The organism is Pseudomonas sp. GW821-FHT02B10 (assembly GCF_059421865.1).
In genome coordinates this window covers 571403-597783 of the sequence record NZ_JBWKVU010000001.1, presented here as the reverse complement: position 1 = coordinate 597783, position 26381 = coordinate 571403, and the positions used below count along the sequence as shown (strand labels likewise).

The 26381-nt window shown below is 63.4% G+C and carries 26 protein-coding genes; 15 read left to right on the top strand and 11 right to left on the bottom strand.

Annotated elements, in window-relative coordinates; all coding sequences use genetic code 11:
• Positions 1-156 precede the first annotated feature (156 nt).
• Positions 157-468, bottom strand: a complete 312-nt coding sequence (locus AC07VU_RS02765; protein WP_457275776.1) for a DUF2288 domain-containing protein — start codon at positions 466-468, stop codon at positions 157-159.
• A 339-nt stretch (positions 469-807) separates the two neighbouring features.
• Between AC07VU_RS02765 and AC07VU_RS02760 the strand changes: the two genes are divergently transcribed.
• From AC07VU_RS02760 to AC07VU_RS02720, 9 genes are all read left to right on the top strand, one after another.
• On the top strand, positions 808-1935 hold the full coding sequence (locus AC07VU_RS02760; RefSeq protein ID WP_457275775.1) for a branched-chain amino acid ABC transporter substrate-binding protein: 1128 nt from the start codon (positions 808-810) through the stop codon (positions 1933-1935).
• Between the two features lie 231 nt (positions 1936-2166).
• On the top strand, positions 2167-3090 hold the full coding sequence (gene livH, locus AC07VU_RS02755) for a high-affinity branched-chain amino acid ABC transporter permease LivH (protein ID WP_007926616.1): 924 nt from the start codon (positions 2167-2169) through the stop codon (positions 3088-3090).
• Complete coding sequence (locus tag AC07VU_RS02750) at positions 3087-4343, top strand: high-affinity branched-chain amino acid ABC transporter permease LivM (RefSeq protein WP_009042486.1); 1257 nt, start codon at positions 3087-3089, stop codon at positions 4341-4343. Before livH ends, AC07VU_RS02750 begins: the two co-directional genes overlap by 4 nt.
• Entirely contained in the window at positions 4340-5107 is a 768-nt protein-coding gene (gene livG / locus AC07VU_RS02745) for a high-affinity branched-chain amino acid ABC transporter ATP-binding protein LivG (RefSeq protein WP_007926620.1), read from the top strand. Before AC07VU_RS02750 ends, livG begins: the two co-directional genes overlap by 4 nt.
• Positions 5108-5809, top strand: coding sequence for an ABC transporter ATP-binding protein (locus AC07VU_RS02740; protein ID WP_007926621.1), 702 nt, complete (start codon positions 5108-5110; stop codon positions 5807-5809).
• Positions 5810-6109: 300 nt separating this feature from the next.
• Complete coding sequence (locus AC07VU_RS02735) at positions 6110-6415, top strand: BufA1 family periplasmic bufferin-type metallophore (protein ID WP_007926622.1); 306 nt, start codon at positions 6110-6112, stop codon at positions 6413-6415.
• Between the two features lie 28 nt (positions 6416-6443).
• Positions 6444-7328, top strand: a complete 885-nt coding sequence (gene bufB / locus AC07VU_RS02730) for an MNIO family bufferin maturase (RefSeq protein WP_238437528.1) — start codon at positions 6444-6446, stop codon at positions 7326-7328.
• Complete coding sequence (locus tag AC07VU_RS02725) at positions 7325-8110, top strand: HvfC/BufC family peptide modification chaperone (RefSeq protein WP_495029494.1); 786 nt, start codon at positions 7325-7327, stop codon at positions 8108-8110. The genes bufB and AC07VU_RS02725 overlap by 4 nt, the downstream gene beginning before the upstream one ends.
• A gap of 2 nt (positions 8111-8112) precedes the next feature.
• Positions 8113-8616, top strand: a complete 504-nt coding sequence (locus AC07VU_RS02720) for a DoxX family protein (protein WP_495029493.1) — start codon at positions 8113-8115, stop codon at positions 8614-8616.
• Positions 8617-8749: 133 nt separating this feature from the next.
• On the opposite strand, the gene AC07VU_RS02715 is transcribed toward AC07VU_RS02720, so the two are convergent.
• Entirely contained in the window at positions 8750-9658 is a 909-nt protein-coding gene (locus AC07VU_RS02715) for a LysR family transcriptional regulator (protein ID WP_495029492.1), read from the bottom strand.
• Positions 9659-9764: 106 nt separating this feature from the next.
• Here AC07VU_RS02715 and AC07VU_RS02710 point away from each other — a divergent pair, with 106 nt between their 5' ends.
• From AC07VU_RS02710 to AC07VU_RS02700, 3 genes are all read left to right on the top strand, one after another.
• Complete coding sequence (locus AC07VU_RS02710) at positions 9765-10364, top strand: short chain dehydrogenase (RefSeq protein ID WP_495029491.1); 600 nt, start codon at positions 9765-9767, stop codon at positions 10362-10364.
• 169 nt (positions 10365-10533) lie between these two features.
• On the top strand, positions 10534-11217 hold the full coding sequence (locus AC07VU_RS02705) for a COG3650 family protein (protein WP_457275769.1): 684 nt from the start codon (positions 10534-10536) through the stop codon (positions 11215-11217).
• Between the two features lie 110 nt (positions 11218-11327).
• Entirely contained in the window at positions 11328-12941 is a 1614-nt protein-coding gene (locus AC07VU_RS02700; protein ID WP_150049342.1) for an NAD(P)/FAD-dependent oxidoreductase, read from the top strand.
• A 67-nt stretch (positions 12942-13008) separates the two neighbouring features.
• On the opposite strand, the gene AC07VU_RS02695 is transcribed toward AC07VU_RS02700, so the two are convergent.
• Positions 13009-14103: a PLP-dependent cysteine synthase family protein gene (locus AC07VU_RS02695; RefSeq protein WP_495029490.1), complete on the bottom strand. Its 1095-nt coding sequence runs from the start codon at positions 14101-14103 to the stop codon at positions 13009-13011.
• A 323-nt stretch (positions 14104-14426) separates the two neighbouring features.
• On the opposite strand from AC07VU_RS02695, the gene nhaA reads away from it, so the two are divergent.
• Entirely contained in the window at positions 14427-15614 is a 1188-nt protein-coding gene (gene nhaA, locus AC07VU_RS02690) for a Na+/H+ antiporter NhaA (RefSeq protein ID WP_087089228.1), read from the top strand.
• Between the two features lie 79 nt (positions 15615-15693).
• On the opposite strand, the gene AC07VU_RS02685 is transcribed toward nhaA, so the two are convergent.
• A complete protein-coding gene (locus AC07VU_RS02685) occupies positions 15694-16158 on the bottom strand; it encodes an outer membrane lipoprotein (protein ID WP_007923357.1) in 465 nt (154 codons plus the stop codon).
• Between the two features lie 173 nt (positions 16159-16331).
• Between AC07VU_RS02685 and AC07VU_RS02680 the strand changes: the two genes are divergently transcribed.
• A complete protein-coding gene (locus AC07VU_RS02680) occupies positions 16332-16568 on the top strand; it encodes a hypothetical protein (RefSeq protein ID WP_053259856.1) in 237 nt (78 codons plus the stop codon).
• A 13-nt stretch (positions 16569-16581) separates the two neighbouring features.
• Here the strand turns inward: AC07VU_RS02680 and pdxH are convergent, their stop codons facing one another.
• From pdxH to dinG, 5 genes are all read right to left on the bottom strand, one after another.
• Positions 16582-17229 (bottom strand): pyridoxamine 5'-phosphate oxidase, encoded by a 648-nt coding sequence (gene pdxH, locus AC07VU_RS02675; RefSeq protein ID WP_150049338.1) that lies wholly within the window; start codon positions 17227-17229, stop codon positions 16582-16584.
• A 31-nt stretch (positions 17230-17260) separates the two neighbouring features.
• Positions 17261-18433, bottom strand: a complete 1173-nt coding sequence (locus tag AC07VU_RS02670) for an OmpA family protein (protein ID WP_495029489.1) — start codon at positions 18431-18433, stop codon at positions 17261-17263.
• 140 nt (positions 18434-18573) lie between these two features.
• A complete protein-coding gene (locus tag AC07VU_RS02665; RefSeq protein WP_009042473.1) occupies positions 18574-19719 on the bottom strand; it encodes an EstA family serine hydrolase in 1146 nt (381 codons plus the stop codon).
• 219 nt (positions 19720-19938) lie between these two features.
• Positions 19939-22362: a beta-galactosidase gene (locus tag AC07VU_RS02660; protein WP_495029488.1), complete on the bottom strand. Its 2424-nt coding sequence runs from the start codon at positions 22360-22362 to the stop codon at positions 19939-19941.
• A gap of 95 nt (positions 22363-22457) precedes the next feature.
• Complete coding sequence (gene dinG / locus AC07VU_RS02655; protein WP_007923064.1) at positions 22458-24602, bottom strand: ATP-dependent DNA helicase DinG; 2145 nt, start codon at positions 24600-24602, stop codon at positions 22458-22460.
• Positions 24603-24701: 99 nt separating this feature from the next.
• Between dinG and AC07VU_RS02650 the strand changes: the two genes are divergently transcribed.
• A complete protein-coding gene (locus AC07VU_RS02650) occupies positions 24702-25166 on the top strand; it encodes a CopD family protein (RefSeq protein ID WP_495029487.1) in 465 nt (154 codons plus the stop codon).
• 118 nt (positions 25167-25284) lie between these two features.
• Here the strand turns inward: AC07VU_RS02650 and AC07VU_RS02645 are convergent, their stop codons facing one another.
• Complete coding sequence (locus AC07VU_RS02645) at positions 25285-26043, bottom strand: hypothetical protein (protein ID WP_087089241.1); 759 nt, start codon at positions 26041-26043, stop codon at positions 25285-25287.
• Positions 26036-26314: a DUF1145 domain-containing protein gene (locus AC07VU_RS02640; RefSeq protein WP_007923058.1), complete on the bottom strand. Its 279-nt coding sequence runs from the start codon at positions 26312-26314 to the stop codon at positions 26036-26038. The genes AC07VU_RS02645 and AC07VU_RS02640 overlap by 8 nt, the downstream gene beginning before the upstream one ends.
• Positions 26315-26381 lie beyond the last annotated feature (67 nt).

The following is a 26381-nucleotide window of genomic DNA, read 5'->3' as shown; positions in this document are numbered from 1 at the left end:
GCCCTCGGGCTGCCTTGCAAACTGTTCCCATTCCGCTTACGTCACCGTCAGCCTGAAATGGGTGGGGCCTTTCTCCACGGGCAACTTGCCATCACCCTGATCGCGGTTACTCGGCTACACACTTTCAACCGGAAAAACCAGGCACTATTTTGGTGCTCAGTCTTCGCCCTGCGCCCTTTCCTGGACCAGAATCCACGGCGAAACCACCACCGCCCACAGCAGCGGATCGCGCTCCACCAGATCCAGCACCCGCGTCGCAGACACCTTGCCCACCTTCTCGGCGGCCAGCCAGGCAGAGACTTTCTCGGCCTGGTTCTCGGCCATGGCCTCGGCTGCCTCGATCAAATCCAGGCTGGCGTCGACCCACAATAGGGCACCCTTGGCGAAGAACGGTTCCAGCTCCTTCCAGGTAATGGATGCGGTTTCACCAAGCAGCTTGGCATAGAGGGTGCTAGGTTCTTGAGTCATGGGCCTGTCCCGAAAAGAAATCGGCGCAATGATAACGTCGGTGCTCTGGCAGACAAACCCGGTTGCAATTGCGTCAACGATAGAGAAGTGCAGGAGAGCCAGGGATTGCTCGCTGAATACGGTCAAAACCCCGCCGCGATTCTGTCTTTTTCTTTCAATAAAGCGACACCCCCTGATTTTGCCCCCTGGCGCCAGCTTCCCAGGCTAACAATCGGCGCTCTACACTGTACCGGTACAGTTGCCGGGGGCATTTTCCGGGGATATCCAAGAGATATCTGACCCGGTTCTGCTGCTACGGCGCCAGGACTATAAAAATTACAACAGTAAGAGTGGAGCACTATGAATAAGGCTACTAAGCAGATTTCCAAACTGTTTGCCGCTATGGTTCTGGCCGGAGTCGCCAGCCATTCGTTCGCAGCTGACACCATCAAGATCGGCATCGCCGGCCCCAAGACCGGCCCTGTAGCCCAGTACGGCGACATGCAGTTCAGTGGCGCCAAAATGGCCATCGAACAAATCAACGCCAAGGGCGGCGTCGATGGCAAGCAGCTCCAGGCCGTCGAATACGATGATGCCTGCGATCCGAAACAAGCCGTCGCCGTAGCCAACAAAGTCGTCAACGACGGCGTCAAGTTCGTGATCGGTCACCTGTGCTCCAGCTCCACTCAACCGGCTTCGGACATCTACGAAGACGAAGGCGTGGTCATGATCACCCCCGCCGCCACCAGCCCGGACATCACCACCCGTGGTTACAAGATGGTGTTCCGCACCATCGGCCTGGACAGCGCCCAGGGCCCTGCCGCCGGCAACTACATCGCCGACCACGTGAAGCCGAAAATCGTTGCCGTGCTGCACGACAAGCAGCAATACGGTGAAGGCATCGCCACCGCCGTGAAGCAGACCCTCGAGAAGAAAGGCACCAAGGTTGCCGTGTTCGAAGGCATCAACGCCGGCGACAAAGACTTCTCCTCGATGATCGCCAAGCTCAAGCAAGCCAACGTCGACTTCGTCTACTACGGCGGCTACCACCCGGAGCTGGGCCTGATCCTGCGTCAAGCCCAGGAAAAAGGCCTGAAAGCCAAGTTCATGGGTCCGGAGGGCGTGGGTAACGACTCCATTTCACAGATCGCCAAGGACGCTTCCGAAGGCCTGCTGGTGACCCTGCCGAAATCCTTCGACCAGGATCCGGCCAACATGGCCCTGGCGGATGCCTTCAAGGCCAAGAAAGAAGACCCGAGCGGTCCGTTCGTGTTCCCTTCCTACTCGGCTGTCCAAGTGATTGCCGAAGGCATCAAGGCCGCCAAGTCCGAAGACGCCACCAAAGTGGCCGAAGCCATCCACGCCGGTACATTCAAGACCCCGACCGGCGACCTGAGCTTCGACACCAAGGGCGACCTGAAAGACTTCAAGTTCGTGGTCTACGAGTGGCACTTCGGCAAACCTAAAACCGAAGTCTCGCCTCAATAAGGCCCTGTCTGACTGACTGCCAATAAAGCCCACGGCGTGCCGTGGGCTTTGTTTTGCGAACGTATTGGGCCTGTTTTCCGTGATCCGGAAGCCCGCCCACCTGAAAATCTCAAAACCGTCATCAGCGGTTCGCTGGCAAAACCTGACCCGAAGTGGATGCAGATCCACGGGGCACAGGCGGGAAAATGACTCCACCAGTGAAATGCGTATCAGGTTTTTAGGAGCGCTGTAATGCCTGACCTCTATCACTTTTTCCAACAGCTGGTTAACGGTCTCACCGTTGGCAGCACGTATGCCCTGATCGCCATCGGCTATACGATGGTTTACGGCATCATTGGAATGATCAACTTCGCCCACGGCGAGGTGTACATGATCGGTTCCTATGTGGCGTTCATCGCCATCGCGGGCCTGACCATGATGGGACTCGACAGTGTCCCGCTCTTGATGACCGCGGCCTTCATTGCGACCATCGTCGTTACCAGTGCCTATGGCTACAGCATCGAACGGATCGCCTACCGCCCCCTGCGCGGCAGCAACCGTCTGATCCCGCTGATCTCGGCCATCGGCATGTCGATCTTCCTGCAGAACACGGTTCTGCTGGCGCAAGACTCCAAGGACAAATCCATCCCCAACCTGATCCCGGGCAACTTCTCCATCGGGCCAGGTGGCGCACATGAAGTGCTGATCTCCTACATGCAAATCGTGGTGTTCGTGGTGACCCTGATCGCCATGCTCGGCCTGACCCTGTTCATCTCCCGTTCCCGCCTGGGCCGCGCCTGTCGTGCCTGTGCCGAGGACATCAAGATGGCCAACCTGCTGGGTATCAACACCAACAACATCATCGCCCTGACCTTCGTGATCGGTGCCGCGCTGGCGGCGATCGCGGCCGTGCTGCTGAGCATGCAATACGGTGTGATCAACCCCAACGCCGGCTTCCTGGTCGGTCTCAAGGCCTTCACCGCCGCGGTACTGGGCGGCATCGGCAGCATTCCGGGCGCCATGCTGGGCGGCCTGGTACTTGGGGTGGCGGAAGCCTTCGGTGCCGATATCTTCGGCGACCAGTACAAGGACGTCGTGGCGTTCGGCCTGCTGGTTCTGGTGTTGTTGTTCCGGCCAACCGGCCTGCTGGGCCGTCCGGAGGTTGAGAAAGTATGACTAGGAATCTTCGACAGGCGTTCTTCAGCGCCTTGCTGGTGTGGGCCGTCGCCTACCCGATACTCGGTTTGAAACTGACCATCGTCGGCATCAACCTGGAAGTCCATGGCACCAGCCCCACCACCCTGATGATCATCGCCGCGTGTTCGGTGCTGATGTTCCTGCGGGTGCTGTTCGACCAGCAGATCAGCGCGGCCTGGAAGTCCTCGCCCAACATGCCGGTAATCCCGGCCAAGGCCAGTAACTTCCTGACCCTGCCGACCACCCAGCGCTGGATCATCATTGCGTTGATCATCGGTGCGCTGGTCTGGCCGTTCTTCGGCTCCCGCGGCGCGGTGGACATCGCCACCCTGGTGCTGATCTACGTGATGCTCGGCCTGGGCCTGAACATCGTGGTCGGCCTGGCCGGCCTGCTGGACCTGGGGTACGTCGGCTTCTACGCCGTGGGCGCCTACAGCTACGCGCTGCTGTCGCACTACTACGGCTTGAGCTTCTGGATCTGCCTGCCTATCGCCGGCCTGATGGCGGCCACTTTCGGCTTCCTGCTGGGCTTCCCGGTATTGCGCCTGCGCGGTGACTACCTGGCGATCGTGACCCTGGGCTTCGGCGAGATCATCCGCTTGTTCCTGCGTAACCTGACCGACCTCACCGGTGGTCCGAACGGTATCAGCAACATCGATAAACCGACGTTCTTCGGCCTGACCTTCGAACGCCGGGCCGCCGAGGGCCTGCAGACCTTCCACGAGTACTTCGGCATCGAATACAACTCGATCAACAAGGTGATCTTTCTCTACCTGGTCGCGCTGTTGCTGGCGCTGTTCGCCCTGTTCGTCATCAACCGCTTGCTGCGCATGCCCCTGGGGCGTGCCTGGGAAGCCCTGCGTGAAGACGAAATCGCCTGCCGCGCACTGGGCCTGAACCCGACCGTGATCAAGCTGTCGGCCTTCACCCTGGGTGCCTGCTTCGCCGGTTTCGCCGGCAGCTTCTTCGCCGCGCGCCAGGGCCTGGTGACGCCGGAGTCCTTCACCTTCATCGAGTCCGCGACCATCCTCGCCATCGTCGTGCTGGGCGGCATGGGCTCGCAGTTGGGCGTGGTCCTGGCGGCCACCGTGATGATCCTGCTGCCTGAACTGATGCGCGAATTCAGTGAATACCGCATGTTGATGTTCGGCGCCATGATGGTGCTGATGATGATCTGGCGTCCTCAAGGCCTGCTGCCCATGCAACGTCCCCACATGGAGCTGCGCAAATGAGCCGTGAGATCCTCAAAGTAACGGGCCTGAGCATGCGCTTTGGCGGCCTGCTGGCGGTCAACGGCGTGGCCCTGACCGTCAAAGAGAAACAAGTGGTATCGATGATCGGCCCGAACGGCGCCGGCAAGACCACGGTGTTCAACTGCCTGACCGGTTTCTACCAGCCCACCGCCGGCAGCATCCTGCTCGACGGCGAGCCGATCCAGGGCCTGCCCGGCCACAAGATCGCCCTCAAGGGTGTGGTGCGCACCTTCCAGAACGTGCGGCTGTTCAAGGACATGACTGCGGTCGAGAACCTGTTGATCGCGCAGCACCGTCACCTGAACACCAACTTCCTGGCCGGCCTGTTCAAGACACCGGCGTTCCGCAAGAGCGAGCGCGAGGCCATGGAATACGCCGAGTACTGGCTGGAAAAGGTCAACCTCAAGGAGTTCGCCAACCGTCCCGCCGGCACCCTGGCCTACGGTCAGCAGCGGCGCCTGGAAATCGCCCGGTGCATGATGACCCGTCCGCGGATCCTCATGCTCGACGAACCGGCCGCCGGCCTCAACCCGCGGGAAACCGAAGACCTCAAGGCGCTGATCGGCGTGTTGCGCGAAGAGCACAACGCCACGGTGCTGCTGATCGAACACGACATGAAGCTGGTCATGAGCATTTCCGACCACATCGTCGTGATCAACCAAGGCACGCCCCTGGCCGACGGCACGCCGGAACAGATCCGCGACAATCCTGAAGTGATCAAAGCCTACCTGGGGGAAGCGTAAATGCTGCAGTTCGAAAACGTTTCCACCTTCTACGGCAAGATCCAGGCGCTGCACAGCGTCAACGTCGAGATCCGCCAGGGCGAGATCGTCACCTTGATCGGTGCCAACGGCGCCGGCAAATCCACCCTGCTGATGACCCTCTGCGGTTCGCCGCAGGCCCACAGCGGCAGCATCCGTTACCTGGGTGAGGAACTGGTGGGGCAAACCTCGGCGCAGATCATGCGCAAGAGCATTGCCGTGGTGCCGGAAGGTCGTCGGGTGTTCGCCCGCCTGACCGTGGAGGAGAACCTGGCCATGGGCGGGTTCTTCACCGACAAGGGCGATTACCAGGAGCAGATGGACAAGGTCCTGGGCCTGTTCCCGCGTCTCAAGGAACGCTTCAACCAACGCGGCGGCACCATGTCCGGCGGCGAACAGCAGATGCTCGCCATCGGCCGCGCGCTGATGAGCAAGCCCAAGCTGTTGCTGCTCGACGAACCGTCCCTGGGCCTGGCGCCGATCATCATCCAGCAGATCTTCGACATCATCGAACAGCTGCGCCGTGACGGCGTGACGGTGTTCCTGGTGGAACAGAACGCTAACCAGGCGCTGAAGATCGCCGACCGTGCCTATGTACTGGAAAACGGCCGGGTGGTGATGCAAGGCACCGGAGAAGCCCTGCTGACCGACCCCAAGGTGCGCGAAGCCTATCTGGGCGGCTGAGCACTTGCTGCAAACAAGAACGGCCCTGCGGGGCCGTTTTTTTTCGCCTGGAAATCGCCCCTCCTGTAGCCGCTGCCTCAGGCTGCGATCGGGGCAACGCCCCGCACAGGCTGACCACTCGGAAGGCTCGGTACACCACGCTGCCATTGATTGCGACGGCTTCGCCGTCGATCGCAGCCTGCGGCAGCGGCTACAGAAAAATTTCCACCGCGGCTTGTAACAAACCCCAGCGACCTTTCTCTAGAGGGGTAAGCAGGCACGAATGCCTGCCTACACCACTACCTTTTCTGGAGAAACACCATGACCGCTACCACTCGCACCCTGTCCGCCGCCGCCCTGGCCCTGGCCCTCGGTTCTGCCTTGAGCATCGCCGCGCTGCCGACCACCGCCCAGGCCGCCGACGACATGGAGAAATGCTTTGGCGTCGCCATGAAAGGCAAGAACGATTGCGCGGCAGGCGCGGGCACCACCTGTGCCGGTACCGCCAAGGTCGACCACCAGGCCAACGCCTGGAAGCTGGTTCCTAAAGGCACCTGCGAGAAAACCGCCAGCAGCACCTCGCCTACCGGTTTCGGCCAACTGCAAGCCTACAAAGCCAAGTCGTAAGCAACCTGCCTGAGTGTCGATGATGAACATGGCCGTACCACTCCCCCTGCATCCCGCCACTCAGGCGACCGTCTCCAGCCTGCCGCAACGCGCCGGGTTGGGACTCAAGACCGAGCACTTTCGCCAGGTCCTGAAGGAACAGCCCGATATCGGCTTCTTTGAAGTCCATGCGGAAAACTACATGGTCGCTGGCGGGCCGTTCCATCACTACCTGGGGCTGATCCGCGAACAGTATCCGCTGTCGCTGCACGGCGTCGGCCTGTCGATCGGTGCCGAAGGTCCGCTGGACCAACAGCACCTGAAACGCCTGGCCGTGCTAATCGAGCGGTATCAACCCCAGTCCTTTTCCGAACACCTGGCCTGGTCCAGCCATGGCCCGGTGTTTCTCAATGACCTGCTGCCCCTGGCCTATGACCGGCCGACCCTGAACCGCGTCTGCGAACACATCGACCAGGTGCAGAGCACATTGCGCCGCCCCATGCTGCTGGAGAACCCGGCGACCTACCTGGAGTTTCGCCAGTCGAGCATGGCCGAGGCCGAATTCATCCGCGAGGTGATACGCCGCACCGGCTGCGGCCTGTTGCTGGACGTGAACAATGTCTACGTGTCGTGCATCAACCACCGGCGCGACCCGCTGGCCTATATCGATGCCCTGCCGCTGCACGCGGTGGGCGAGATCCACCTGGCCGGGTTTGCCGAAGACACCGACAGCCTGGGCGACCGGCTGTTGATCGACGATCACGGCGCGCCGATCGATAACGCCGTGTGGGCGCTGTACCTGCGGCTGCTGGAACGGATCGGAGCGACCGCGACCCTGATCGAGCGCGACAACCAGGTGCCGGCGTTTTCCGTGCTGCACGCTGAAGTACGCCAGGCGGATGAGCTGCTGCAATGCGCCAGGAGGCTGCCGTGAACACACAAGCCAGCTTCGCCAGCGCCCTGCTCGACTCCGAGCAGCCCTGCCCCGCGGGCCTGTACTGCGGCAACGGCGCCGACCCGGCCAGCCGCTTCGCGGTGTACCGCAACAATGTGCAGAGCTCGTTGATCAATGCCCTGGCCGATGCCTATCCGGTGGTGGCGCAACTGGTGGGCGATGAGTTCTTCCGGGCCATGGCCGCGCTCTACGTCAGGCGCTTCCCGCCCACCAGCGCCGTGCTCAGCGACTATGGCCATGACTTCGCCGATTTCATCGGTGGTTTCCCTCCCGCCGCCGGCGTGCCTTACCTGGCCGATGTCGCGCGCCTGGAGCGCCTGCGGGTCACCGCCTACCACGCCGCCGACGCCTGCCCGGTGCCACTGGCGCAGCTCGCGACGGCCATGGCCGAGCCGCAAACGCTGGGGCAATTGCACCTGGAACTGCATCCCTCGCTCGGCCTGCTGAACTCGCCCTATCCGGTGGTCGATGTATGGGCCGCCCACCAGGGCGATGACGACTGGCAAGGCGTCGACCTAAAGAACATCGACCTGTGCCAAGGACAAGACGCCCTGGTACTGCGTCATGAGCTGGAGGTCGAGGTGTTCGCCATCGACGCCGGGGTCGCCTGCTTCATCCACGCCCTGCACCACTCGCAGCCACTGCAAGTCGCCGCGGCCAATGCCTTGGCTGTCGATCCGGCGTTCGAGCCGAGCCAAGCCCTGGCGCTGCTGATCGGTCGCGGCGCCATCACTCGCCTGTCCCCCCATTCCGAGGTCTGAACATGCACACCCACTGCACCAAGCATCACCCGCTCACCCATGGGGTGAACCGGCTCATCCAGCTGCTGGAGCGTATTCCCCACAGCCTGATCGCCTTTATCGCGCGCTTCTCCATTGCCGCGGTGTTCTGGAAGTCCGGCCAGACCAAAATCGAGGGCCTGGCCATCGACCTGTTCTCCGGGACGTTCGAGCTCGGCATGCCGCGCCTGGCCGACTCGACCATTCCGCTGTTCCAGAGCGAGTATCAGGTACCGCTGCTCTCCCCCGAACTGGCCGCACACCTGGCGGCATTCGCCGAGCATCTGTTCCCGCTGCTGCTCCTGGTCGGTTTCGCCACGCGCTTCTCGGCCCTGGCGCTGCTAGGCATGACCCTGACCATCCAGCTGTTCGTCTACCCCGACGCCTACCCGACCCACGGCACCTGGGCGGCGGTGCTGCTGTACCTGATGGCCCGCGGCCCCGGCAAGCTGTCCATCGACCACCTGATCGCCCGCCGCTATCGCTGAGCCCCCGCTGTAGTGCTGTAGCCGCTGCCGCAGGCTGCGATCGGCCCCGAAGGGGACGCAAGGTCTTGAGATCGCTGAAGGCCTTCGGCCTTATCGCAGCCTGCGGCAGCGGCTACAGGCGCAAACCGTCAGGTCAAAGGCGATCCAGCGCTTCGCCGCTGCGCTTGAACCAGCCGATCAAGTAATCGGCCAGGACCTGGGTGCGCCTGGGCAGCCCACCCTGATATGGGTGCACCAGGTACATCGGCATGCTGCGGGTCTGGTAGTCGCGCAACAGCCCGCGCAAACGCCCGTCGGCCAGTTCCGCCTGCAGCAGGTAGGACGGTAGCCGGGCGATCCCCGCCCCCACCAGCGCGGCCTTTTTCAGCAGGTTGTAGTGATTGCTGGCGAAAGGTCCCGAAACCCGTATCCGAAACAGTTCGTGCTGCTGGTGATAGAGCCACTCCTCACGGCCGCTGTAATGGCTGTTGAGCAGGCAGCGATGCTCGGCCAGGTCCCTGGGCACCTGTGGCTCGCCATACTGTTCCAGGTAAGCCGGGCTGGCGCAGGTCATCTCGTGCCAGGCCAGCAGCGGCCTGGCCACCAGTCGTTGGTCATTGGCCACTTCCGAACGGATCGCCAGGTCGAAACCGTCCCGGGACAGATCGCGGTAGTTGTTGTTCAACTCCAGCTCGATCTGCACCTCGGGGTACTGCCGGGAAAACTCCAGCAACAGGCCTTCGAAGAAGGTCTCGCCCAGGGACACCGGCACCGTCAGCCGCACCGGCCCGGCCATGTCGTCCTTGAGCCGCGCCAGCGCCTGGCGCGCCCGCTCGACCTGAACCAGCAGCGCCTGGGCCTGGGGCAACAAGGCGGCGCCCGCCGCGGTCAGGCTCAAGCGCCGTGTGGTACGCTGCAACAGCACCACCGCGAACTGCGCCTCCAAGGTGCTGATGCGCTTGGACAATTGCCCCTTGCTGCACCCCAGTTGCTGGGCGGCCAGGGTGAAACTGCCGGCCTCGATCAGCACAGCGAACGCCGCCAGGTCATCCATCTCGCTCATGGATTGTTTCCATTTGAAAACCAAAGGTTGCCTATTAGCGCGCTAATCAACAGGAAAAACCAGCACTAGACTGCAACCTCGTTCAACCCACGCGAGGAACCGCCCCATGAAAATTCTTCTGATCGGCGCCAGCGGCACCATTGGTTCGGCCGTCGACAAAGAGCTGTCGCAACGCCATGAAATCATCCGCATAGGCCGCAGCATCGGTGACTTCCAGGTGGACATCAGCGACAGCACCTCGATCCGCGCACTCTTCGAGCAAACCGGCCGGTTCGACGCGCTGATCTGCGCCGCGGGCAATGTCAGCTTCGCGCCGCTGGGCGAGATGAGCGCCCAGCACTTCGCCCTGGGCCTGCAGGACAAGCTGATGGGCCAGGTCAACCTGCTGCTGATCGGCCGCGAGTTCGCCAACGACGGCGCCTCGTTCACCTTCACCTCCGGCATCCTCAACCGCGACCCGATCCGCAGTGGCGCCTCGGCGGCCCTGGTCAACGGCGCCATCGACGGCTTCGTCCGCGCCGCCGCCATCGAACTGCCACGCGGCCTGCGGGTGAACTCGGTGAGCCCGACCGTGCTGGAAGAAGCCATGGACAGCTACGCCCCGTACTTCCGTGGCTACAAACCGGTTCCCGGCGCCGATGTGGCGCTGGCCTACGCCAAGAGCGTGGAAGGCCTGCAGACTGGCCAGACCTATATCGTCGGCTGACCCACATGCCTCTGCAGGAGCGAAGCTTGCTCGCGATAACGCTGCACCCGGCATACCGCAGCACCTGGATCACCGACAAGCCTGGCTCCTACAGAGACATGAGTGGATCCAGGGTTGTGATGAACGGTCAGGCTGCGTAACGTGGCGGCACTTGATTGGAGACCCGACGATGCGTGCCGCCCGTTCCCTTGTTTGTATTGCCCTGCTCCCCCTGTTTGCCGGTTGCCAGATGCTGTCGGTGTTCGATGGCCAGTCCCGGACGCAGTCCCAGGCCGGCCAGACCCGCATGCAGGGCACGCTGACCGCCGCCGACGGCCAGTTGCTGTTCAAGCCCTGCGTCGGCGAGCAGCGTTATGTGGTCAAGGACAACGGCGGTACCAGCATCCTTCAGGAAGCCGCCAGCCTGGCCGACCAGCAGGGCACGCTGTTCGCCGACCTGCGCGGGCATTTCTCCCCGAGCAAGTCCGGCGGTGCCGACAGTGAAGTGGCGCTGAGCCAGCTGTACCGCGTCGAACGCTCGAACGACGCCTGCAGCGATCCCGACTTCCCGCGCCTGATCCTGCGGGCCAGTGGCAAGGCCCCGGACTGGAACGTCGACGTCAGCGCCAAGGGCATGCGCATCGAACGCGCCGGCCAGCCGGCGCTGGCGTTGCCCTACCTGGAAGAGCAACTGGGCGACGGCCGTTTCAACCTCAGCAGCGAAGCCAACAACCGCCACGTCGAACTCTGGGTCGCGCCGCAGCGCTGCATGGACAGCAAGACCGGCAGCGTGCAGCACCTGACGGCGGAACTGCGGGTCGATGGCCAGGTCCAGCGCGGTTGCGCCTATTTCGGCGGCTCGCGCAGCGACTGAGGCGACGGGCAACCGTTTTAACCTCACGGGGTCCGGGCTTTGCGGCTTATAATCGCCGGTTTGTAAAACCGCCCTGACGCATTGGTGCGTCCCGCGAACCGGACCCTGTCATGTTACGAATCACCGAACTCAAGCTGCCGATCGACCATCCCGATGAAGACCTGCGCCCCGCCATCCTGCAGCGCCTGGGCATCGCCAGCGAGGACCTGCTCGACTTCACCCTGTTCAAGCGCAGCTACGACGCGCGCAAGAAGTCGTCCGAGCTGTGCTTCATCTACACCCTCGATCTGAACGTGCGCGACGAGGCCAGGCTGCTGCACAAGTTCGCCGACGACCGTAACGTCAACCCGGCGCCGGATGTCAGCTACAAGGTCGTCGGCCAGGCGCCCGCCGACCTGGAGCAGCGCCCGATCGTGGTGGGTTTCGGCCCCTGCGGGATTTTCGCCGGCCTGCTGCTGGCGCAGATGGGTTTCAAGCCGATCATCCTCGAGCGCGGCAAGGAAGTGCGCCAGCGCACCAAGGACACATGGGGCCTGTGGCGCAAAAGCGTGCTCAACCCGGAATCCAACGTGCAATTCGGCGAAGGCGGCGCGGGGACCTTCTCCGACGGCAAGCTGTACAGCCAGATCAAGGACCCGAAACACCACGGCCGCAAAGTCCTGCACGAGTTCGTCAAGGCCGGCGCGCCGGAAGAGATCCTCTACGTCAGCAAGCCGCACATCGGCACCTTCCGCCTGACCGGCGTGGTCGAGAACATGCGCCAGCAGATCATCGCCCTGGGCGGTGAAGTGCGTTTCGAGCAACGGGTGACCGACGTGCTGATCGAAGACGGCCAGCTGGTCGGCGTCGAGCTCAACAGCGGCGAACAGATTCACTCGAAACACGTGATCCTGGCCCTCGGCCACAGCGCCCGCGACACCTTCCGCATGCTCCACGGCCGTGGCGTGTACATGGAGGCCAAGCCGTTCTCCGTGGGTTTCCGCATCGAACACCCGCAGTCGTTGATCGACAGCGCACGCCTGGGCAAGTACGCCGGTCACCCGAAGCTCGGCGCCGCCGACTACAAGCTGGTGCACCACGCGAAGAACGGCCGTTCGGTCTACAGCTTCTGCATGTGCCCGGGCGGCACCGTGGTGGCGGCGACCTCCGAGCCGAACCGCGTGGTCACCAACGGCATGAGCCAATACTCGCGTAACGAGCGCAACGCCAACTCCGGCATCGTGGTCGGCATCACCCCGGAAGTGGATTACCCGGGCGGCCCGCTGGCCGGTATCGAGCTGCAGGAACGCCTGGAATCCCACGCCTTCGTGCTCGGCGGCAGCAACTATGAAGCCCCGGCGCAACTGGTCGGCGACTTTATCGCCGGCAAGCCGTCCACCGCCCTGGGCAGCGTCGAGCCGTCCTACAAGCCGGGCGTCGCCCTGGGCGACCTGGCCCTGGCCCTGCCGGACTTCGCCATCGAGGCGATCCGCGAAGCGCTGCCGGCCTTCGAGCGGCAGATCAAGGGTTACTCCCTGCACGACGCGGTGCTGACCGGAATCGAGACCCGCACCTCGTCGCCGCTGCGCATTACCCGCGACGAATCGATGCAGAGCCTGAACGTGAAAGGCCTGTACCCGGCCGGCGAAGGCGCCGGTTATGCCGGCGGCATTCTGTCGGCCGGTGTCGACGGGATCCGCATCGCCGAAGCCGTGGCGCGAAATATCCTCGGAATCGAGGCGTAAAAAAGGCCCCTGCTGCAGGGGCCTTGTCACAGACAGGCTCGCTCCTCGGGGGAGCGGGCTTGCACGCTCAGATGCCGGCGCGCAATACGCTGGCCGGCAACGCCTCGCCACGTTCCACACTCGCCGCCACGCTCTCGATCAACTCACTCAATTCGTAGCCCTGAGCGGCCAGCCAGGCCTGATCGTAATAGGTGGTCGCATAACGCTCGCCACCGTCACACAGGATGGCGACGATCGAGCCACTCTCCCCGGCCTGTTTCATCTGCTGCGCCGCCATCAGCGCGCCGATCAGGTTGGTACCGCTGGAACCGCCCACCCGCCGCCCCAGGCGCTGCGCCAGGTAATGCATGGCCGCCAGCGACAGGGCATCCGGCACCTTGACCATCGCATCGATCACCTTGGGCAGGAACGACGCCTCGACCCGTGGCCGGCCGATCCCTTCGATGCGCGAACCGCAATCCAGGCGCAGGCTGGCATCACCGCTCTGGTAGTAATCGAAGAACACCGAACGCTCGGCGTCAGCGCAGAGTACCCGGGTGCAATGCTGGCGATACCGCACATAACGCCCCAGGGTGGCGGTGGTGCCGCCGGTGCCCGGGCTGGAGATCAGCCATTTGGGTTCCGGGTAACGCTCGAAGCGCAGCTGCTGGAAGATCGACTCGGCGATGTTGTTGTTCGCCCGCCAGTCGGTGGCGCGCTCGGCGTAGGTGAACTGGTCCATGAAATGCCCGCCGCTCTCCCGGGCCAGGCGCTCCGACTCGGCGTAGATCTGCGTCGGGTCCTGCACCAGGTGGCTCTTGCCGCCGTAGAAGGCGATCTGCGCGATCTTTTCCTGGGACGTGGTGGCCGGCATCACCGCAATGAACGGCAAGCCCAGCAGGCGCGCGAAATAGGCCTCGGAAATCGCCGTCGAACCACTGGATGCCTCGATCACCGGCGCCCCGGGCTTGAGCCAGCCGTTACACAGCGCATAAAGGAACAACGAACGCGCCAGGCGATGCTTGAGGCTGCCGGTGGGATGGCTGGACTCGTCCTTGAAATACAGCTCGATGCCCGGCAGGCCCGGCAGAGGCAAGGGGATCAGGTGGGTGTCGGCGCTGCGCTGGAAGTCGGCTTCGATGATCCGGATGGCCTCGCGGGCCCACTGACGGTTGTCGCTCATGGTGTTTTCTCGTTGGCTCGAACGCCACATGGACGCAGAAAGATGAAGTGCACCCAGCATAGGCGATCCAGGCACAAGGAAAATCAGGCGCTGCAACAGGCAAAAGTCCCCGGCCCGTCGGGCTGGGGCCGGACATGTTAGGAAACATCCCCGGTCTCTCACAGGTACAGTTTTGAATCAATTGGATACACAACTGCTAGGCTGGTTTTCCAGCAGGCCGCTGCTCTGCTGCATATAACAAAAAAGAATATAACTTTTGTTTTAACAACTAACAGTACGGGTTAGGGTGTGCCACCTTTTTAGTTTTCTGATGGAGAGCGACCTTGCCTCTGCGTAGCACTTTCACGCGTTTCTTTCAGTTGGAAGCTGCCAGCGGTCTGTTATTGATTGCCGCTGCCGTGCTTGCCCTGATCATCAACAACTCACCGCTGTCCTGGCTGTACAACGGCCTGCTGGACACACCCGTGGTCGCCCAGATCGGCGCCCTGAAAATCGCCAAGCCGCTGCTGCTGTGGATCAATGACGGCCTGATGGCCATGTTCTTCCTGCTGATCGGCCTCGAGGTCAAGCGCGAGCTCCTCGACGGCCACCTGTCCAAGCCTTCGCAGATCGTCCTGCCGGGCGCCGCCGCCATCGGCGGCATGGTGGTGCCGGCGCTGATCTACTGGTTCCTCAACAAGGACAATCCGCCGGCGCTCAGCGGCTGGGCGATCCCCATGGCCACCGACATCGCCTTCGCCCTCGGCGTGCTCGCCCTGCTGGGCAAGCGGGTTCCGGTGTCGCTGAAGCTGTTCCTGATGACGCTGGCGATCATCGACGACCTGGGAGCCATCATCGTCATCGCGATTTTCTACTCCGGCGCCCTGTCGACCCTGTCGCTGGTACTCGCGGCTGCCTGCCTGGCGGCGCTGGTGGCGATGAACCGCCTGGGGGTGGTCAAGCTCGGGCCGTACATGATCATCGGCCTGATCCTCTGGGTCTGCGTGCTCAAGAGTGGCGTCCACGCGACCCTGGCCGGCGTGACCCTGGCGTTCTGCATCCCGCTGCGCACCCGCAATGCCGAGCCTTCGCCGCTGCTGAGCCTGGAACATGCGCTGCATCCGTGGGTCGCCTACGGCATCCTGCCGCTATTCGCCTTCGCCAATGCCGGCCTGTCGCTGCAGGGCATCACCGTGGAAAGCTTCACCCACTATGTGCCCATGGGCATCGCCATCGGCCTGCTGCTGGGCAAGACCGTCGGCGTGTTCGGCCTGACCTGGCTGGCGGTGAAGATGGGGCTGGCCGCCCTTCCCGGCGGCGCCAACTGGGGCCAGGTGCTGGGCGTGGCGATCCTCTGCGGGATCGGCTTCACCATGAGCCTGTTCGTGGGTTCCCTGGCCTTTGTGCCCGGCAGCAGCGAATACGCCGGCATGGACCGCATGGGCATCCTCACCGGCTCGCTCTTCGCCGCCCTGATCGGCTACGCGGTGACGGCCGCGGCCAGCCGCAAGAACCCACAACTGCCGGCATAACCGCCGGCGTTGCCAGGGCTGAAAACACAAAACCCCGACCAGTTGCCTGGCCGGGGTTTTGTTTTGTCGCGGTTAACGCTTAGTGCGCAACACGGCTGGTGCCGTTGACGCTCATGATGCGTACGCGCTCGCCAACGCGGAACACTTCGTTTTGTTCAACTTGTTGTACATAGGCACGCATGCTGCCGTCGTCTTCACGCACGGTGATTTCCACGCCCTGGGTACGGGTCAGGCCTTCCTCGGTGGCGGAACCGATCAGACCGCCCGCCACCGCACCGATGACCGCCGCCACGATGCTGCCTTTGCCGCCGCCGATGGCGCTGCCGCCAACGCCGCCGACCGCTGCGCCGGCGAGGCCGCCGATCGGGGTCTTGGTGCCTTCGATTTTCACCGGGCGCAGGGATTCGATGGTGCCCATGCGAACGGTCTGTACGCGACGCGCCTCGTCACGGGAGTAAGAGTCACCGGACAGATTGGATTGGCAACCGGTGAGCAACATGGCCATCGTGGAAAAGGAAGCAACCAGCAAAACAGACTTACGCATAGGATCAACTCCAAAGGACAGATAATCATTAAACTCCGCAGCTTGACGCCTGTCACGGCGTCGCCCGGATAAAATGTGTTCCATTCAGCAGCAGTACAGACTGCTTGAATATAAAAACTCTTCACACGGTAGCGCTTATTTCCCGAGTTGCGCCACCGGCCAAAGGATTTTCCATGGATTACTTCATCATCGTCGTGACCACCGTTGCCGGCCTGTACTTCCATTGGTGGCTGTATGTACGGATCAAGCGCTGGATGGACCGGGACCTGGCGCTGTCGCTGGCCGGCGGGGACGAGAAGAAGAAATCCTTCATGCTGCAACAACTGGCGAATGCCCATCGCCAGAAAGTAAAACGCCGGGACCTGCCACGGTGGCTTGAAGCCGCCGCGGCCGGTTATCCCGGCGAATGACCTGATTCCTGGTTCAGGGGGCCAGGCGCTCACGCACCCAGTCGGCACCTTGCAGGCGGTAGTTCAAGCGATCGTGCAAACGGCTGGCGCGCCCTTGCCAGAACTCGATACGCTCCGGTAGCAGGCGATAACCACCCCAGTGCTCGGGGCAATGGGGCTGGGTATCGCTGAAGCGCTCCTCGGTGTTCTTGAGCAAGGCTTCCAGCTCCTGGCGATCGGCTATCACCTGGCTCTGCGGCGATGCCCAGGCGCCCAGACGGCTGCCCAGCGGGCGGACCTGGAAGTAGGCATCGGACTCCTCGGCGGTGACCTTGACCACCCGCCCTTCGATACGCACCTGACGCTCCAGGGCCGGCCAGAAGAAGGTCATGGCGGCAAAAGGCCGTGCGGCCAGTTGCTGCCCCTTGGCGCTGTCGTAGTTGGTGAAAAAGGTGAACCCCTGCGTATCCAGCCCCTTGAGCAGCAGGATGCGGCAATGGGGGCGCCCCTCTTCGTCAACGGTCGCCAGGGTCATGGCATTGGCCTCGACCGGCGGCTGCTCGGTTTTCACCGCCTCCGCGAACCACCGGTGAAACAGCGTGAAGGGCTCGACCGGAGCCTGGGCTTCGGTCAGTCCGTCACGGGTGTAGTCGCGGCGCATGTCCGCCAGTCCCTGGGTCATTGCAGGTTCCTTTTGCCCGATGCCTGATGAATCAGTTCTTCGCCTGTTCGGTCGCTGCCTTGGTTGGAGCCTTGGCAGTGGTGGTTTTCTTGGCGGTTTCTTTCTTCGCTACAGACTTCTTGGCTGGGGCTTTTTTCGCCGGAGCGGCTTTCTTCGCGGCGACGGCTTTCTTCGAGGAAGCAGCAGGAACGACCGACTTCACATCCTGCACGGCAACCAGTTCAGCCTCGGATGGAGTCGGCTGGTTGTACTTGCTCAGCAGGGCCAGCATGGTGCTGCGCTGGGTGACGATGATTTCCACCCGACGGTTCAGCGCACGCCCTTCGGCGCTGTCGTTGGCCGCACGAGGCATCACCGAACCCATGCCACGCAACATCAGGCGATCGCGCTTCAGGCCGGTGAGGCTGAAAATCGCGGCGACGGACTGCGCACGGTCACGGCTCAGCTTCTGGTTGGCCGCCGCGGCACCGGTGGTGTCGGCATGGCCCAGTACCAGCACGGAAGTCTTGGCGTCGGTACCCACGGCCTTGGCCACGCGGGTGAACGGGCTCAGGGTGACCGGCAGCAACATGGCCGGGCGATCCGGGTTGAACGAGCCGTCGACCGGGGCGGTCACCACCAGGGTGTTCTCGCGACGCTCCAGTTGCAGGCGGCTGTCCTTGATGGCTTCACGCAGGCGCGGCTCGTAGTCGTCCAGCCAGGCCTGGGTAATTTTTGGATCCGGCATCGGGATGTCTTTAACATCTGCCTTGGTCGGAGACGTGGGCTGCTGATTGAAAGGCCACCACCAGTTGCCGGTCTCGGTCTTGGCGACCTTCGGAGCCGCGGTCGCGGCGTCCGCCTTGGCCTTGGCGTCGGCTACTGGCTCTTTGACTGCGTCTTTGCTCGTGTCCTTGGAAGGGAACGGCCACCACCAGTTGCTGGTCTCGGCCTTGGCGGCCGGAGCAGCGGCGGAAGCGGTTGCGTTTTCGACCTTGGCCACTGCAGGAGCGGTCGCGGACTTGGCAGTGGATGTGGCGGCGGACTTGGCCGCGGAAACCTCGTTGGCAGCTGCTTTTGCTGCCGGTTGCACCGCTTCCTTGCTGGCGGCCTTATCGGAACCGAAGGACCACCAATGCCCACCTTCTGCGTCATTTTGTGGAGTTTGTGCACAACCGGTGACAGTGAGGCAAAGAGCCAAGGCTAAAGACTTGTTCGACGACATGGGATATCCACAAAATGAGATCAAAAATTACGGTCTCTACGAACCGTACAAACAGACGCTTTGAAAGTATAAAAGCCACAGGGTTCCTTTCTGATGCCTTTACTCATGTTTAGGCAAAAAAAATCCTGACAGCAACTTTTTTACAGACAATCCGACAGAACCCTCACCAACTTCTGCGCTCTTGGATCCATCAGCACGTACGGCCCCAGGGTATTGGTGACAAAACCGAAGGCCACATCGTACTCAGGATCGGCAAAACCGATGGAGCCACCCGCTCCCGGATGGCCAAAAGCACGTGGGCCGAGACCGAAGGTCGCGTTGGCCACCTGCGGCTGGTCAAGCATGCAACCCAGGCCGAAACGGGTCTGGGTCAACAGGGTCTTGTCCATGCCGACGCTGTGTTCGCGCGTCAGCTCTTCGAGCATGTCCGCTTCCAGCAGGCTGCCATCGAGCAGACCGCTGTAGAACCCGGCCAGGCTGCGGGCATTGCCATGGCCATTGGCCGCTGGCTGTTGCATGCGCCGCCATTCCGGCTTGTTGGTACTGGTCATGATCGACGGCGGGTTGGTGAACGCCCGGGTGGTCATGGCCGTGGGTTCGCGCATGGTCACTTGCAGCAGGCGCTGCGCGGCCGCGTCGCCGACGTTGCCCTTGCCCCGGGCGATATGCGCCACGCGGTAAAACTCCTCGTCCGCCAGGCCGACATGGAAATCCAGCCCCAGCGGCCTGGCGACCCGTGCCACTATGGACTCGCCGGGACCACGCCCGTCAGCCCGCCGCAGCAGCTCACCCACCAGCCAGCCGTAGGTAATGGCCGCATAACCATGACCTTCACCCGGAGTCCACCAAGGAGCCTCCGCCGCGAGGGCATCGACCATGGTTTGCCAGTCGTAGAGCGCCTCCGGCGCCAGCAGCTCACGCAAGGCCGGCAGCCCGGCCTGATGGCAGAGCAACTGCCGCAGGGTGATCGCTTCCTTGCCGGCCGCGGCGAACTCAGGCCAATACCGGGCAACTGGCGCGTCCAGCTGCAACTTGCCTTCGGCCACCAGTTGCAGGGCGGTGACCGCGGTAAAGGTCTTGGTGCAGGAAAACAGGTTGGCGATGGTATCGCTGTGCCAGGCCTCGCTGCCGTCCTTGTCGGCGGTGCCGGCCCAGAGGTCGAGCACGGTTTCCCCGCCGATCTGAATGCACAACGCCGCGCCGCGCTCCTGGGGATCCTCGAAGAGTGCCGCGAAGGCTTCGCGCACCGCCTCGAATTTAAGCTCGTAATGACCCTGAATCTGCACCCGTGACTCCCCCAGACCATGCTCTACAAAGTGATGCGCATTGTTCCAGCCCTTGAGGGTTTTGGGAACAGAAGCGAGCCCGGCGGCGATCCACCGGAAGAATTGTTCAGAAATCGACGGACATTGAACGTAGCGCGGGCCGGCCAGCCCCTACGAGTGACTGCAGAGGCGGACCGGCCCGCACGAGGGAAGCCGTACCCTAGAGGCCTGGCTCAGCGATTAATGGCCATTCGCCGAATGACCACCCGCATGGCCGCCGCCCTGCCCTGCGCCCTTGCCATCATGGCCCGGCTTGCCACCATCGGCATGACCCGCGGTCTTGTCGGCTTCTGCCTTGGCCTTCCCGGCTTCCTTGCCCAACTGCTCAAGGGCCTGCAGGTTGCTCTTGCGCACGCTGTCGACAAAACCCTGGAACGGCACATCGGTGATGCCCACCAGGCCGAAATGGCCGTTCTCGCCGTCCAGCAGGCGGCCGGTGACCGGTTGATCGAGGTACTGGAACCAGTGCACGCCGACAATCGACGGCTCGTTCAGCGCCTGTTTGAGGAATTGGGTATAGGCCGGGCCGCGATCCTCCTCCCGCACCAGCTCGGTCACACCACCCCAGAATGGGCCGCGATCCCGTGAGCCGAAGTTGAACTCGGTGATCAGGACCGGCTTGTCCAGCGTGTTCAGCCGGGCAAAGTCGTAACCGTCCTGTGGCTTGAGGGTGTACATGTTGAAACTCAACACATCGCAATACTGAGCGCAGGACGCCACAGCCTCGGGGGTGCTGATGGCGAAGCGTCCACCCAGCAACAGGTGGTTCGGCGCGTGCCACTTCAGCGAATCGGAAATGGTCTTGAAGTAGGTGTCGGCAAAGACCTTCTGGAAGTATTTGAAGTCGGCTTCAATCTCCGGATGTTCCGGGCTAGGCAAAGGCGGCTCGAACCCCGGGTCTTCCATCAGCTCCCAGGCGGTCAGGTTGATGCCCCAGGCCTTCGACAGGCCCTCCTGGTTACGGTACTTGTCGCGCAGTTGCTTGAGGAACGCACGCTTGGCCGGCACGTCGGTGGTCATGCGCAACGTGCCGTATGCCAGGGCATAACGCGACTTGGGGTCATCGCCGGGGCCGGCCCAGGCCAGTTCGTTGTCGGCGAAGTAGCCGATCAGCCAGGGATCGTCGCGGTGATCGCGGGCGGCAATAGCCACGGCGCGCTCGGTGGCCATGGCGAAACGCGGATCGAACGGATCGGGCATGCCGCCCCACCAGTCGGTGCCGGTGCTGATGCTTGCATAGTCGCCGACGATCGACAGCGGCAAGGTGTAGGGCACGCGGTCGTTCAGGCCCAGCGCCGGCGCGCTCCAGTTGCCGATGGTGTTGAAGCCCCAGGCTTGCAGGCGATCCAGGGTGTGGCTGGCCCAGCGTTTCTGGTCCAGGGCCGCAGCAGGGCAAGGTGCTGCGGCTGGCGGCTCGGTGCCCGGCCCGGCCTGGGCCTCCTGGGCGTCGGCCTGGGTGGCATCCGCCACACCGGCCTTGGTTTCGCTGCCCGGAGTGCAAGGCACGCCGTAGGTGCGCTGCAGATTGGCGCCATAGAAGTCGTACCAGCGACCGGCGTTGTAGGCGCGGCCCTGGTCGGCGCCATTGCCGCCGCGGTTGTCGCCTTCTCCGTAATAACCGGCCAGCGGCTCGCCGACGTTGGGCAGTGTCGCGAACATCCACTCACGACCCGCGACGTAGGTCTGGCTGTTGTCCGCCGCGACCGCATTGACCCCCAGGGAATAGAATGGATGCCCCTGGGGCGTTACCAGATACCAGCGGCCATCGCGCTTCTCGGTACGGAAGAAACCACTGGCCTTGAAGGCTGGCCCGTTGCTCCAGCCACCGAAGGTGTCCAGGGAGGCGCGCTCACGTTCGGCCAGCCAGGTTTTCAGTTGCTGTTGTTCCTTGCTCGCGGCGGCCTTGAGCTGCTCGTCGCTGGCGATTTTTTCCGACCACTTGGCGCGGGTCGACTGGCCATAGGCATCCACCAGACCACCGTAGGCCGCCTTGGCCACCGCCTCGCCGTCCTGCACGCCGAAACGTTCGAGCAGGATGCTCTGGGCGGCTTTCGGTTGATCCATGGACAAGGTCACCGAGATCACCTGGCTGCGGTCCAGCTCGCCTTCGCTGCTGGCCAGCAGTACGCGCTGGCCTTCGAAGGTCATCGGCATCGGCGGACCGGCCTTCATGCCCTGGCTCAGCGGCGAACTGGCAACCAGCGGCACCAGCAGGGTCTGCGCCGGGCCGGCCGGCAGGTCGATGCGACTGACCAGGGTCTTGCCGTCATTGCTCTGGATCTTCACGTACAGGGTCAGGGCCCAGTTCATCGCGCTCTGGATCCGCAGGCTCATGGCCCCGGACTGCGACCAGTCCCAGGCACCGGTCTGCGGGGTCAGGCGCAGGCTGGGTTGAATCGCCGGATTGAAGGTCACCCGGCGCAGTACTTCGCCCTCGGCTGTCTGCTCCGCGTTGGCTTGCGGCAGGCTGGCATCCACTGTCGCCACCTGCACCACATCGGCAGGCCGGACAAAGTTGAACAGCGTCTGTTGCCCCGCGGGCGCGGCGAGCAGCGGCGTGGCGAACAGCAGGGCAAAGACAGCGGGTAACGAACGGCGAATCATAGGGACCTGGTGCTCCTTAACGGCCGATGAGCGGCCTGTGTGCAATCAGAGGGATATGCAATGGACAACGCGACCGGCCCACAGGCCGGCCGCGCTCAGGAAATTTCCCGGCGAAACGGCGGCAACGCATTGAGAATAGCCTTGCCATAACGCTGGGTGACCAGGCGCCGGTCCAGCAGAGTGATGGTGCCGCGGTCCTGCTCGGTACGCAGCAGGCGACCGCAGGCCTGGACCAGCTTGAGCGAGGCGTCCGGCACCGAGATTTCCATGAACGGATTGCCACCCCTGGCTTCGATCCACTCGGCCAGCGCGGCCTCCACCGGATCGTCCGGCACCGAGAACGGGATCTTGGCGATCACCACATGCTCGCAGTAAGCGCCGGGCAGGTCCACACCCTCGGCAAAGCTGGCCAGGCCGAACAGCACGCTGGAATCGCCACCATCAACCCGCGCCTTATGCTTGTTCAAAGTTTCCTGTTTCGACAGGTTGCCTTGAATGAACACCTGCTTGCGCCAGTCGCGATCGAGGCCGTCGAACACGTCTTGCATCTGCTTGCGCGACGAGAACAGCACCAGGGTGCCCCGCGAGCCCTCCACCAACTCCGGCAGGTCGCGGATGATCGCCGCGGTGTGGGCCGGCGCATCCCGTGGGTCGGCGCGCAGGTCGGGGACGCGCAGCACCCCGGCGTCGGCGTGATGGAAGGGGCTAGGCACCACCGCCGTCACGGCCTTTTTCGGCAGCCCGGCACGCATGCGGAAGCGATCGAAGCTGCCCAGGGCAGTCAGGGTGGCGGAGGTCACGAGCGCGCCATAGGCCACGTTCCACAGGTTGCGACGGAGCATCTCCGCGGCGAGGATCGGGCTGGCGTTGACCTCGATGTCGAACAGCGAGCCGCTTTCCGCCAGGGTCAGCCAGCGTGCCATCGGCGGGTTGTCTTCCGGGTCTTCGGTGGTGAAGGCGGTCCACAGTTCCCAGTTGCCCGAGGCGCGGGACAGCAGGCTGCCGAACAGCGGGTACCACTCTTCGGCCTGGTTGCTGGCGATGCCGATATTGACCTCGCCGTCCATGCCTTCCTTGAGCAGGTCGGTCAGGCGGGTGAACAGGTCGGTCAGGCGCGAGAAGCCTTTTTTCAGCTCAATGCCCATTTCGCGCATATGGTCGGGGATCAGCCCGCCGACAAAACGGTGGCGCGGCCGCTCGCGGCCCTCCATGTCTTCGCCGGTCTTGAAGTCGGCCAGTTGTTCGCAGGCGGTGAACATGAACTGTTGCTGGGTCTTGATCTCCCGCGCCAGCTCTGGCACCTGCTCGATCAGCTTGCCCAGATCGCCCGGCAACGGGTGCTGGGCCAGCAGCTTGGTGAGGTTCTTGGCGGTCTGCTCCAGCCAGTCGGCGGTGGAACGCAGGCGAGTGTAATGGGCGAAGTGGCCGATGGCCTTGTCCGGCAGGTGGTGGCCTTCGTCGAACACATAGAGGGTGTCGCGCGGGTCCGGCAACACCGCGCCGCCGCCCAGGGCCAAGTCGGCCAGGACCATATCGTGGTTGGTGACGATCACGTCGACCTTGCCCATGCCTTCGCGGGCCTTGTAGAAGGCGCACTGGCCGAAGTTCGGGCAATGGCGGTTGGTGCACTGGCTGTGATCGGTGGTCAGGCGCGCCCAGTCAGAGTCCTCCAGGGCGGTGGGCCAACTGTCGCGGTCGCCGTCCCATTTATTGCCGGCGAGCTTCTCGATCATGCTGGTGAACAGCTTCTGGCTGGCCTCGTCGACCTCGATCTTGAAGCCTTCTTCTTCGAACAACTGGGCGGTGGCGGTTTGCGCGTGGCCTTCCTGCAACAGCATGTCGAGCTTGGACAGGCACATATAGCGGCCACGGCCCTTGGCCAGGGAGAAGGTGAAGTTCAGCCCACTGTTGCGCATCAGGTCGGGCAGATCCTTGTAGACGATCTGCTCCTGCAGGGCGACGGTGGCGGTGGCGATCACCAGGCGCTTGCCGGCGGCCTTGGCGGTCGGGATCGCGGCCAGGCTGTAGGCCACGGTCTTGCCGGTACCGGTGCCGGCTTCCACAGCCACCACGGCCGGGTCGCCGGAGCGACGGCCTTCGTCATCGGTGTCGACATCGCCCAGGACCTTGGCCACTTCGGCGATCATCAGGCGCTGGCCGTAACGCGGTTTCAGGCTCTTGGCTTCGAGAAAACGCGAGTAGGCGCCCTGGATCGTGGTTTTGAGTTCGTTGCTGATCATGGTTCTTCGGGCGCGAGAAACGCTGGATAAATTTTCAGTGGTTCGGATCGGCCGCTATCATACCCCGCTAATTCATCCCGCGCAGAACGGAGTACCCGAATGACAGCCTTTGCCCTTGCCTACACCCTGCATGTCCTGGCCGCCCTGGTCTGGGTCGGCGGCATGTTTTTCGCCTGGATGGTGCTGCGCCCCGCGGCGGTGGCGGCCCTTGAGGGGCCGGCGCGGTTGAAGCTGTGGAGCGAGGTGTTCCCACGGTTTTTCGTCTGGGTCTGGGTCGCGGTGGTGCTGTTGCCGATCAGCGGCGTCGGCCTGATCCACCTGCGTTTCAGCGGCTTCGAGACCGCGCCGCGTTATGTGCAGGTGATGATGGGCCTGTATGTGGTGATGACCGCGCTGTTTATCCGGATCCAGTCGTTGCAGCTGCCAGCGCTGCGCCAGGCGGTGGCGGCCGAGGACTGGCCGACGGGGGCCACGACCCTGGGCAATATTCGGAAATTGGTGGGGATCAATCTGATCATCGGCCTGTTGCTGGTGGCGGTGGCGGCGGCCCGGCCGATGTTCTAAAAGCCGATACCGGAAAAAGCATCGCGGGCAAGCCTCGCTCCTACAGACAGCACCATCCTGTAGGAGCGAGGCTTGCCCGCGATAGCGTCAGAGTCAGCAGCGCCTGTTCGAAGGCCGCCTACAGGCGTTGTACAGTTACCGAACCCGCGGGGCCTGCCGGCCCTGCATGGCCTTCGGCACCAGGACGGCCGCTCTTGCCACCGTCGGCGCGATAGACGAAGCAGCCTTTGGACTTGCCACCGGCCCCGGGTTTGCCGCCCGCACCGGCCACACCGCCGGCCCCACCATCGACTAAGACCTTGATCTGCTCCGCCGGATAATCCCGCGGCAGTTCGACCCGCACCTGGGCGCCCGCCGCCCCCGGCTGGCCATCACCGCCGTTGTCGCCATCGGCGCCACGCCCGGCCTGGCCCCATGTGCAACCCGGCTCCTCGCCGTTGGCGCCATCAAGGCCGACATAACCCGGCGCGCCGGTGCCACCGCGCGCATCCACCGAAAGCTCCCCGGCCTGCAGCGAGGTGATGCGCAGCGTCAGGTTACGTCCGGGCTTGGCCACCTTCTCATAGGTCCCCGGAGCCCCGCGGGAGGTGATCTGGCTGCCGGCCTCCAGATCGGCATGGTCGATGTCCAGTTGCAGGCTTTGTTCAGCTGGAACGATAGCGATCCGCGCTTCGCGCCCCAGGCGCAACTCGCCGACCTTGACCTCGGTGACCGTGGACGGAATCAGTAAGGTGCCGTAGTCGGCCACTTCCAGGCGTTCCAGTCGCAGGCTGCTGGTGGTGTTGGGCAGGCGCATCAGGGAGTGGGTCTCGACTGTCACCACCTGGGCCAAAACCTGCGGGCTGCACAGTACCGCGAGCAGGCAGAGCTTACGCATGGCCGGCCTCCGCGGGCTTCGCCGCCTTGAAGGTCTGCAGATGGAAAATGCCGGTCAGGAGAATCTGCAGGCGATCGCGCCAAGGGTGGGCGCGGCCTTTGAGGCTGCCGTTGAACAGCAGCAACTCCATCAGATGGGTCAGCAGCAACAGGCTGCCTGCCAGATTGAGCAACAGATGAATCGGATTGATCAGCGGGCTGACCAGATTAAATAGCACCAGCAACCAGAACAGCAGCGTCAACAGCTTGCCCAGCCCCCAAAACACCTTCATATGCCCCCCTTTGCGAATTTTTCTTTGCGCGCACAGTACCGACTTCGGCGCGGAATAAGCCAGAGGG

Bases quoted from the DNA above. Each gene is read 5' to 3' on its own strand.
- AC07VU_RS02765 (WP_457275776.1), bottom strand. From the start codon at position 468: ATGACTCAAGAACCTAGCACCCTCTATGCCAAGCTGCTTGGTGAAACC.
- AC07VU_RS02760 (WP_457275775.1), top strand. From the start codon at position 808: ATGAATAAGGCTACTAAGCAGATTTCCAAACTGTTTGCCGCTATGGTT.
- livH (WP_007926616.1), top strand. From the start codon at position 2,167: ATGCCTGACCTCTATCACTTTTTCCAACAGCTGGTTAACGGTCTCACC.
- AC07VU_RS02750 (WP_009042486.1), top strand. From the start codon at position 3,087: ATGACTAGGAATCTTCGACAGGCGTTCTTCAGCGCCTTGCTGGTGTGG.
- livG (WP_007926620.1), top strand. From the start codon at position 4,340: ATGAGCCGTGAGATCCTCAAAGTAACGGGCCTGAGCATGCGCTTTGGC.
- AC07VU_RS02740 (WP_007926621.1), top strand. From the start codon at position 5,108: ATGCTGCAGTTCGAAAACGTTTCCACCTTCTACGGCAAGATCCAGGCG.
- AC07VU_RS02735 (WP_007926622.1), top strand. From the start codon at position 6,110: ATGACCGCTACCACTCGCACCCTGTCCGCCGCCGCCCTGGCCCTGGCC.
- bufB (WP_238437528.1), top strand. From the start codon at position 6,444: ATGGCCGTACCACTCCCCCTGCATCCCGCCACTCAGGCGACCGTCTCC.
- AC07VU_RS02720 (WP_495029493.1), top strand. From the start codon at position 8,113: ATGCACACCCACTGCACCAAGCATCACCCGCTCACCCATGGGGTGAAC.
- AC07VU_RS02715 (WP_495029492.1), bottom strand. From the start codon at position 9,658: ATGAGCGAGATGGATGACCTGGCGGCGTTCGCTGTGCTGATCGAGGCC.
- AC07VU_RS02710 (WP_495029491.1), top strand. From the start codon at position 9,765: ATGAAAATTCTTCTGATCGGCGCCAGCGGCACCATTGGTTCGGCCGTC.
- AC07VU_RS02705 (WP_457275769.1), top strand. From the start codon at position 10,534: ATGCGTGCCGCCCGTTCCCTTGTTTGTATTGCCCTGCTCCCCCTGTTT.
- AC07VU_RS02700 (WP_150049342.1), top strand. From the start codon at position 11,328: ATGTTACGAATCACCGAACTCAAGCTGCCGATCGACCATCCCGATGAA.
- AC07VU_RS02695 (WP_495029490.1), bottom strand. From the start codon at position 14,103: ATGAGCGACAACCGTCAGTGGGCCCGCGAGGCCATCCGGATCATCGAA.
- AC07VU_RS02685 (WP_007923357.1), bottom strand. From the start codon at position 16,158: ATGCGTAAGTCTGTTTTGCTGGTTGCTTCCTTTTCCACGATGGCCATG.
- AC07VU_RS02680 (WP_053259856.1), top strand. From the start codon at position 16,332: ATGGATTACTTCATCATCGTCGTGACCACCGTTGCCGGCCTGTACTTC.
- pdxH (WP_150049338.1), bottom strand. From the start codon at position 17,229: ATGACCCAGGGACTGGCGGACATGCGCCGCGACTACACCCGTGACGGA.
- AC07VU_RS02670 (WP_495029489.1), bottom strand. From the start codon at position 18,433: ATGTCGTCGAACAAGTCTTTAGCCTTGGCTCTTTGCCTCACTGTCACC.
- AC07VU_RS02660 (WP_495029488.1), bottom strand. From the start codon at position 22,362: ATGATTCGCCGTTCGTTACCCGCTGTCTTTGCCCTGCTGTTCGCCACG.
- dinG (WP_007923064.1), bottom strand. From the start codon at position 24,602: ATGATCAGCAACGAACTCAAAACCACGATCCAGGGCGCCTACTCGCGT.
- AC07VU_RS02650 (WP_495029487.1), top strand. From the start codon at position 24,702: ATGACAGCCTTTGCCCTTGCCTACACCCTGCATGTCCTGGCCGCCCTG.
- AC07VU_RS02645 (WP_087089241.1), bottom strand. From the start codon at position 26,043: ATGCGTAAGCTCTGCCTGCTCGCGGTACTGTGCAGCCCGCAGGTTTTG.
- AC07VU_RS02640 (WP_007923058.1), bottom strand. From the start codon at position 26,314: ATGAAGGTGTTTTGGGGGCTGGGCAAGCTGTTGACGCTGCTGTTCTGG.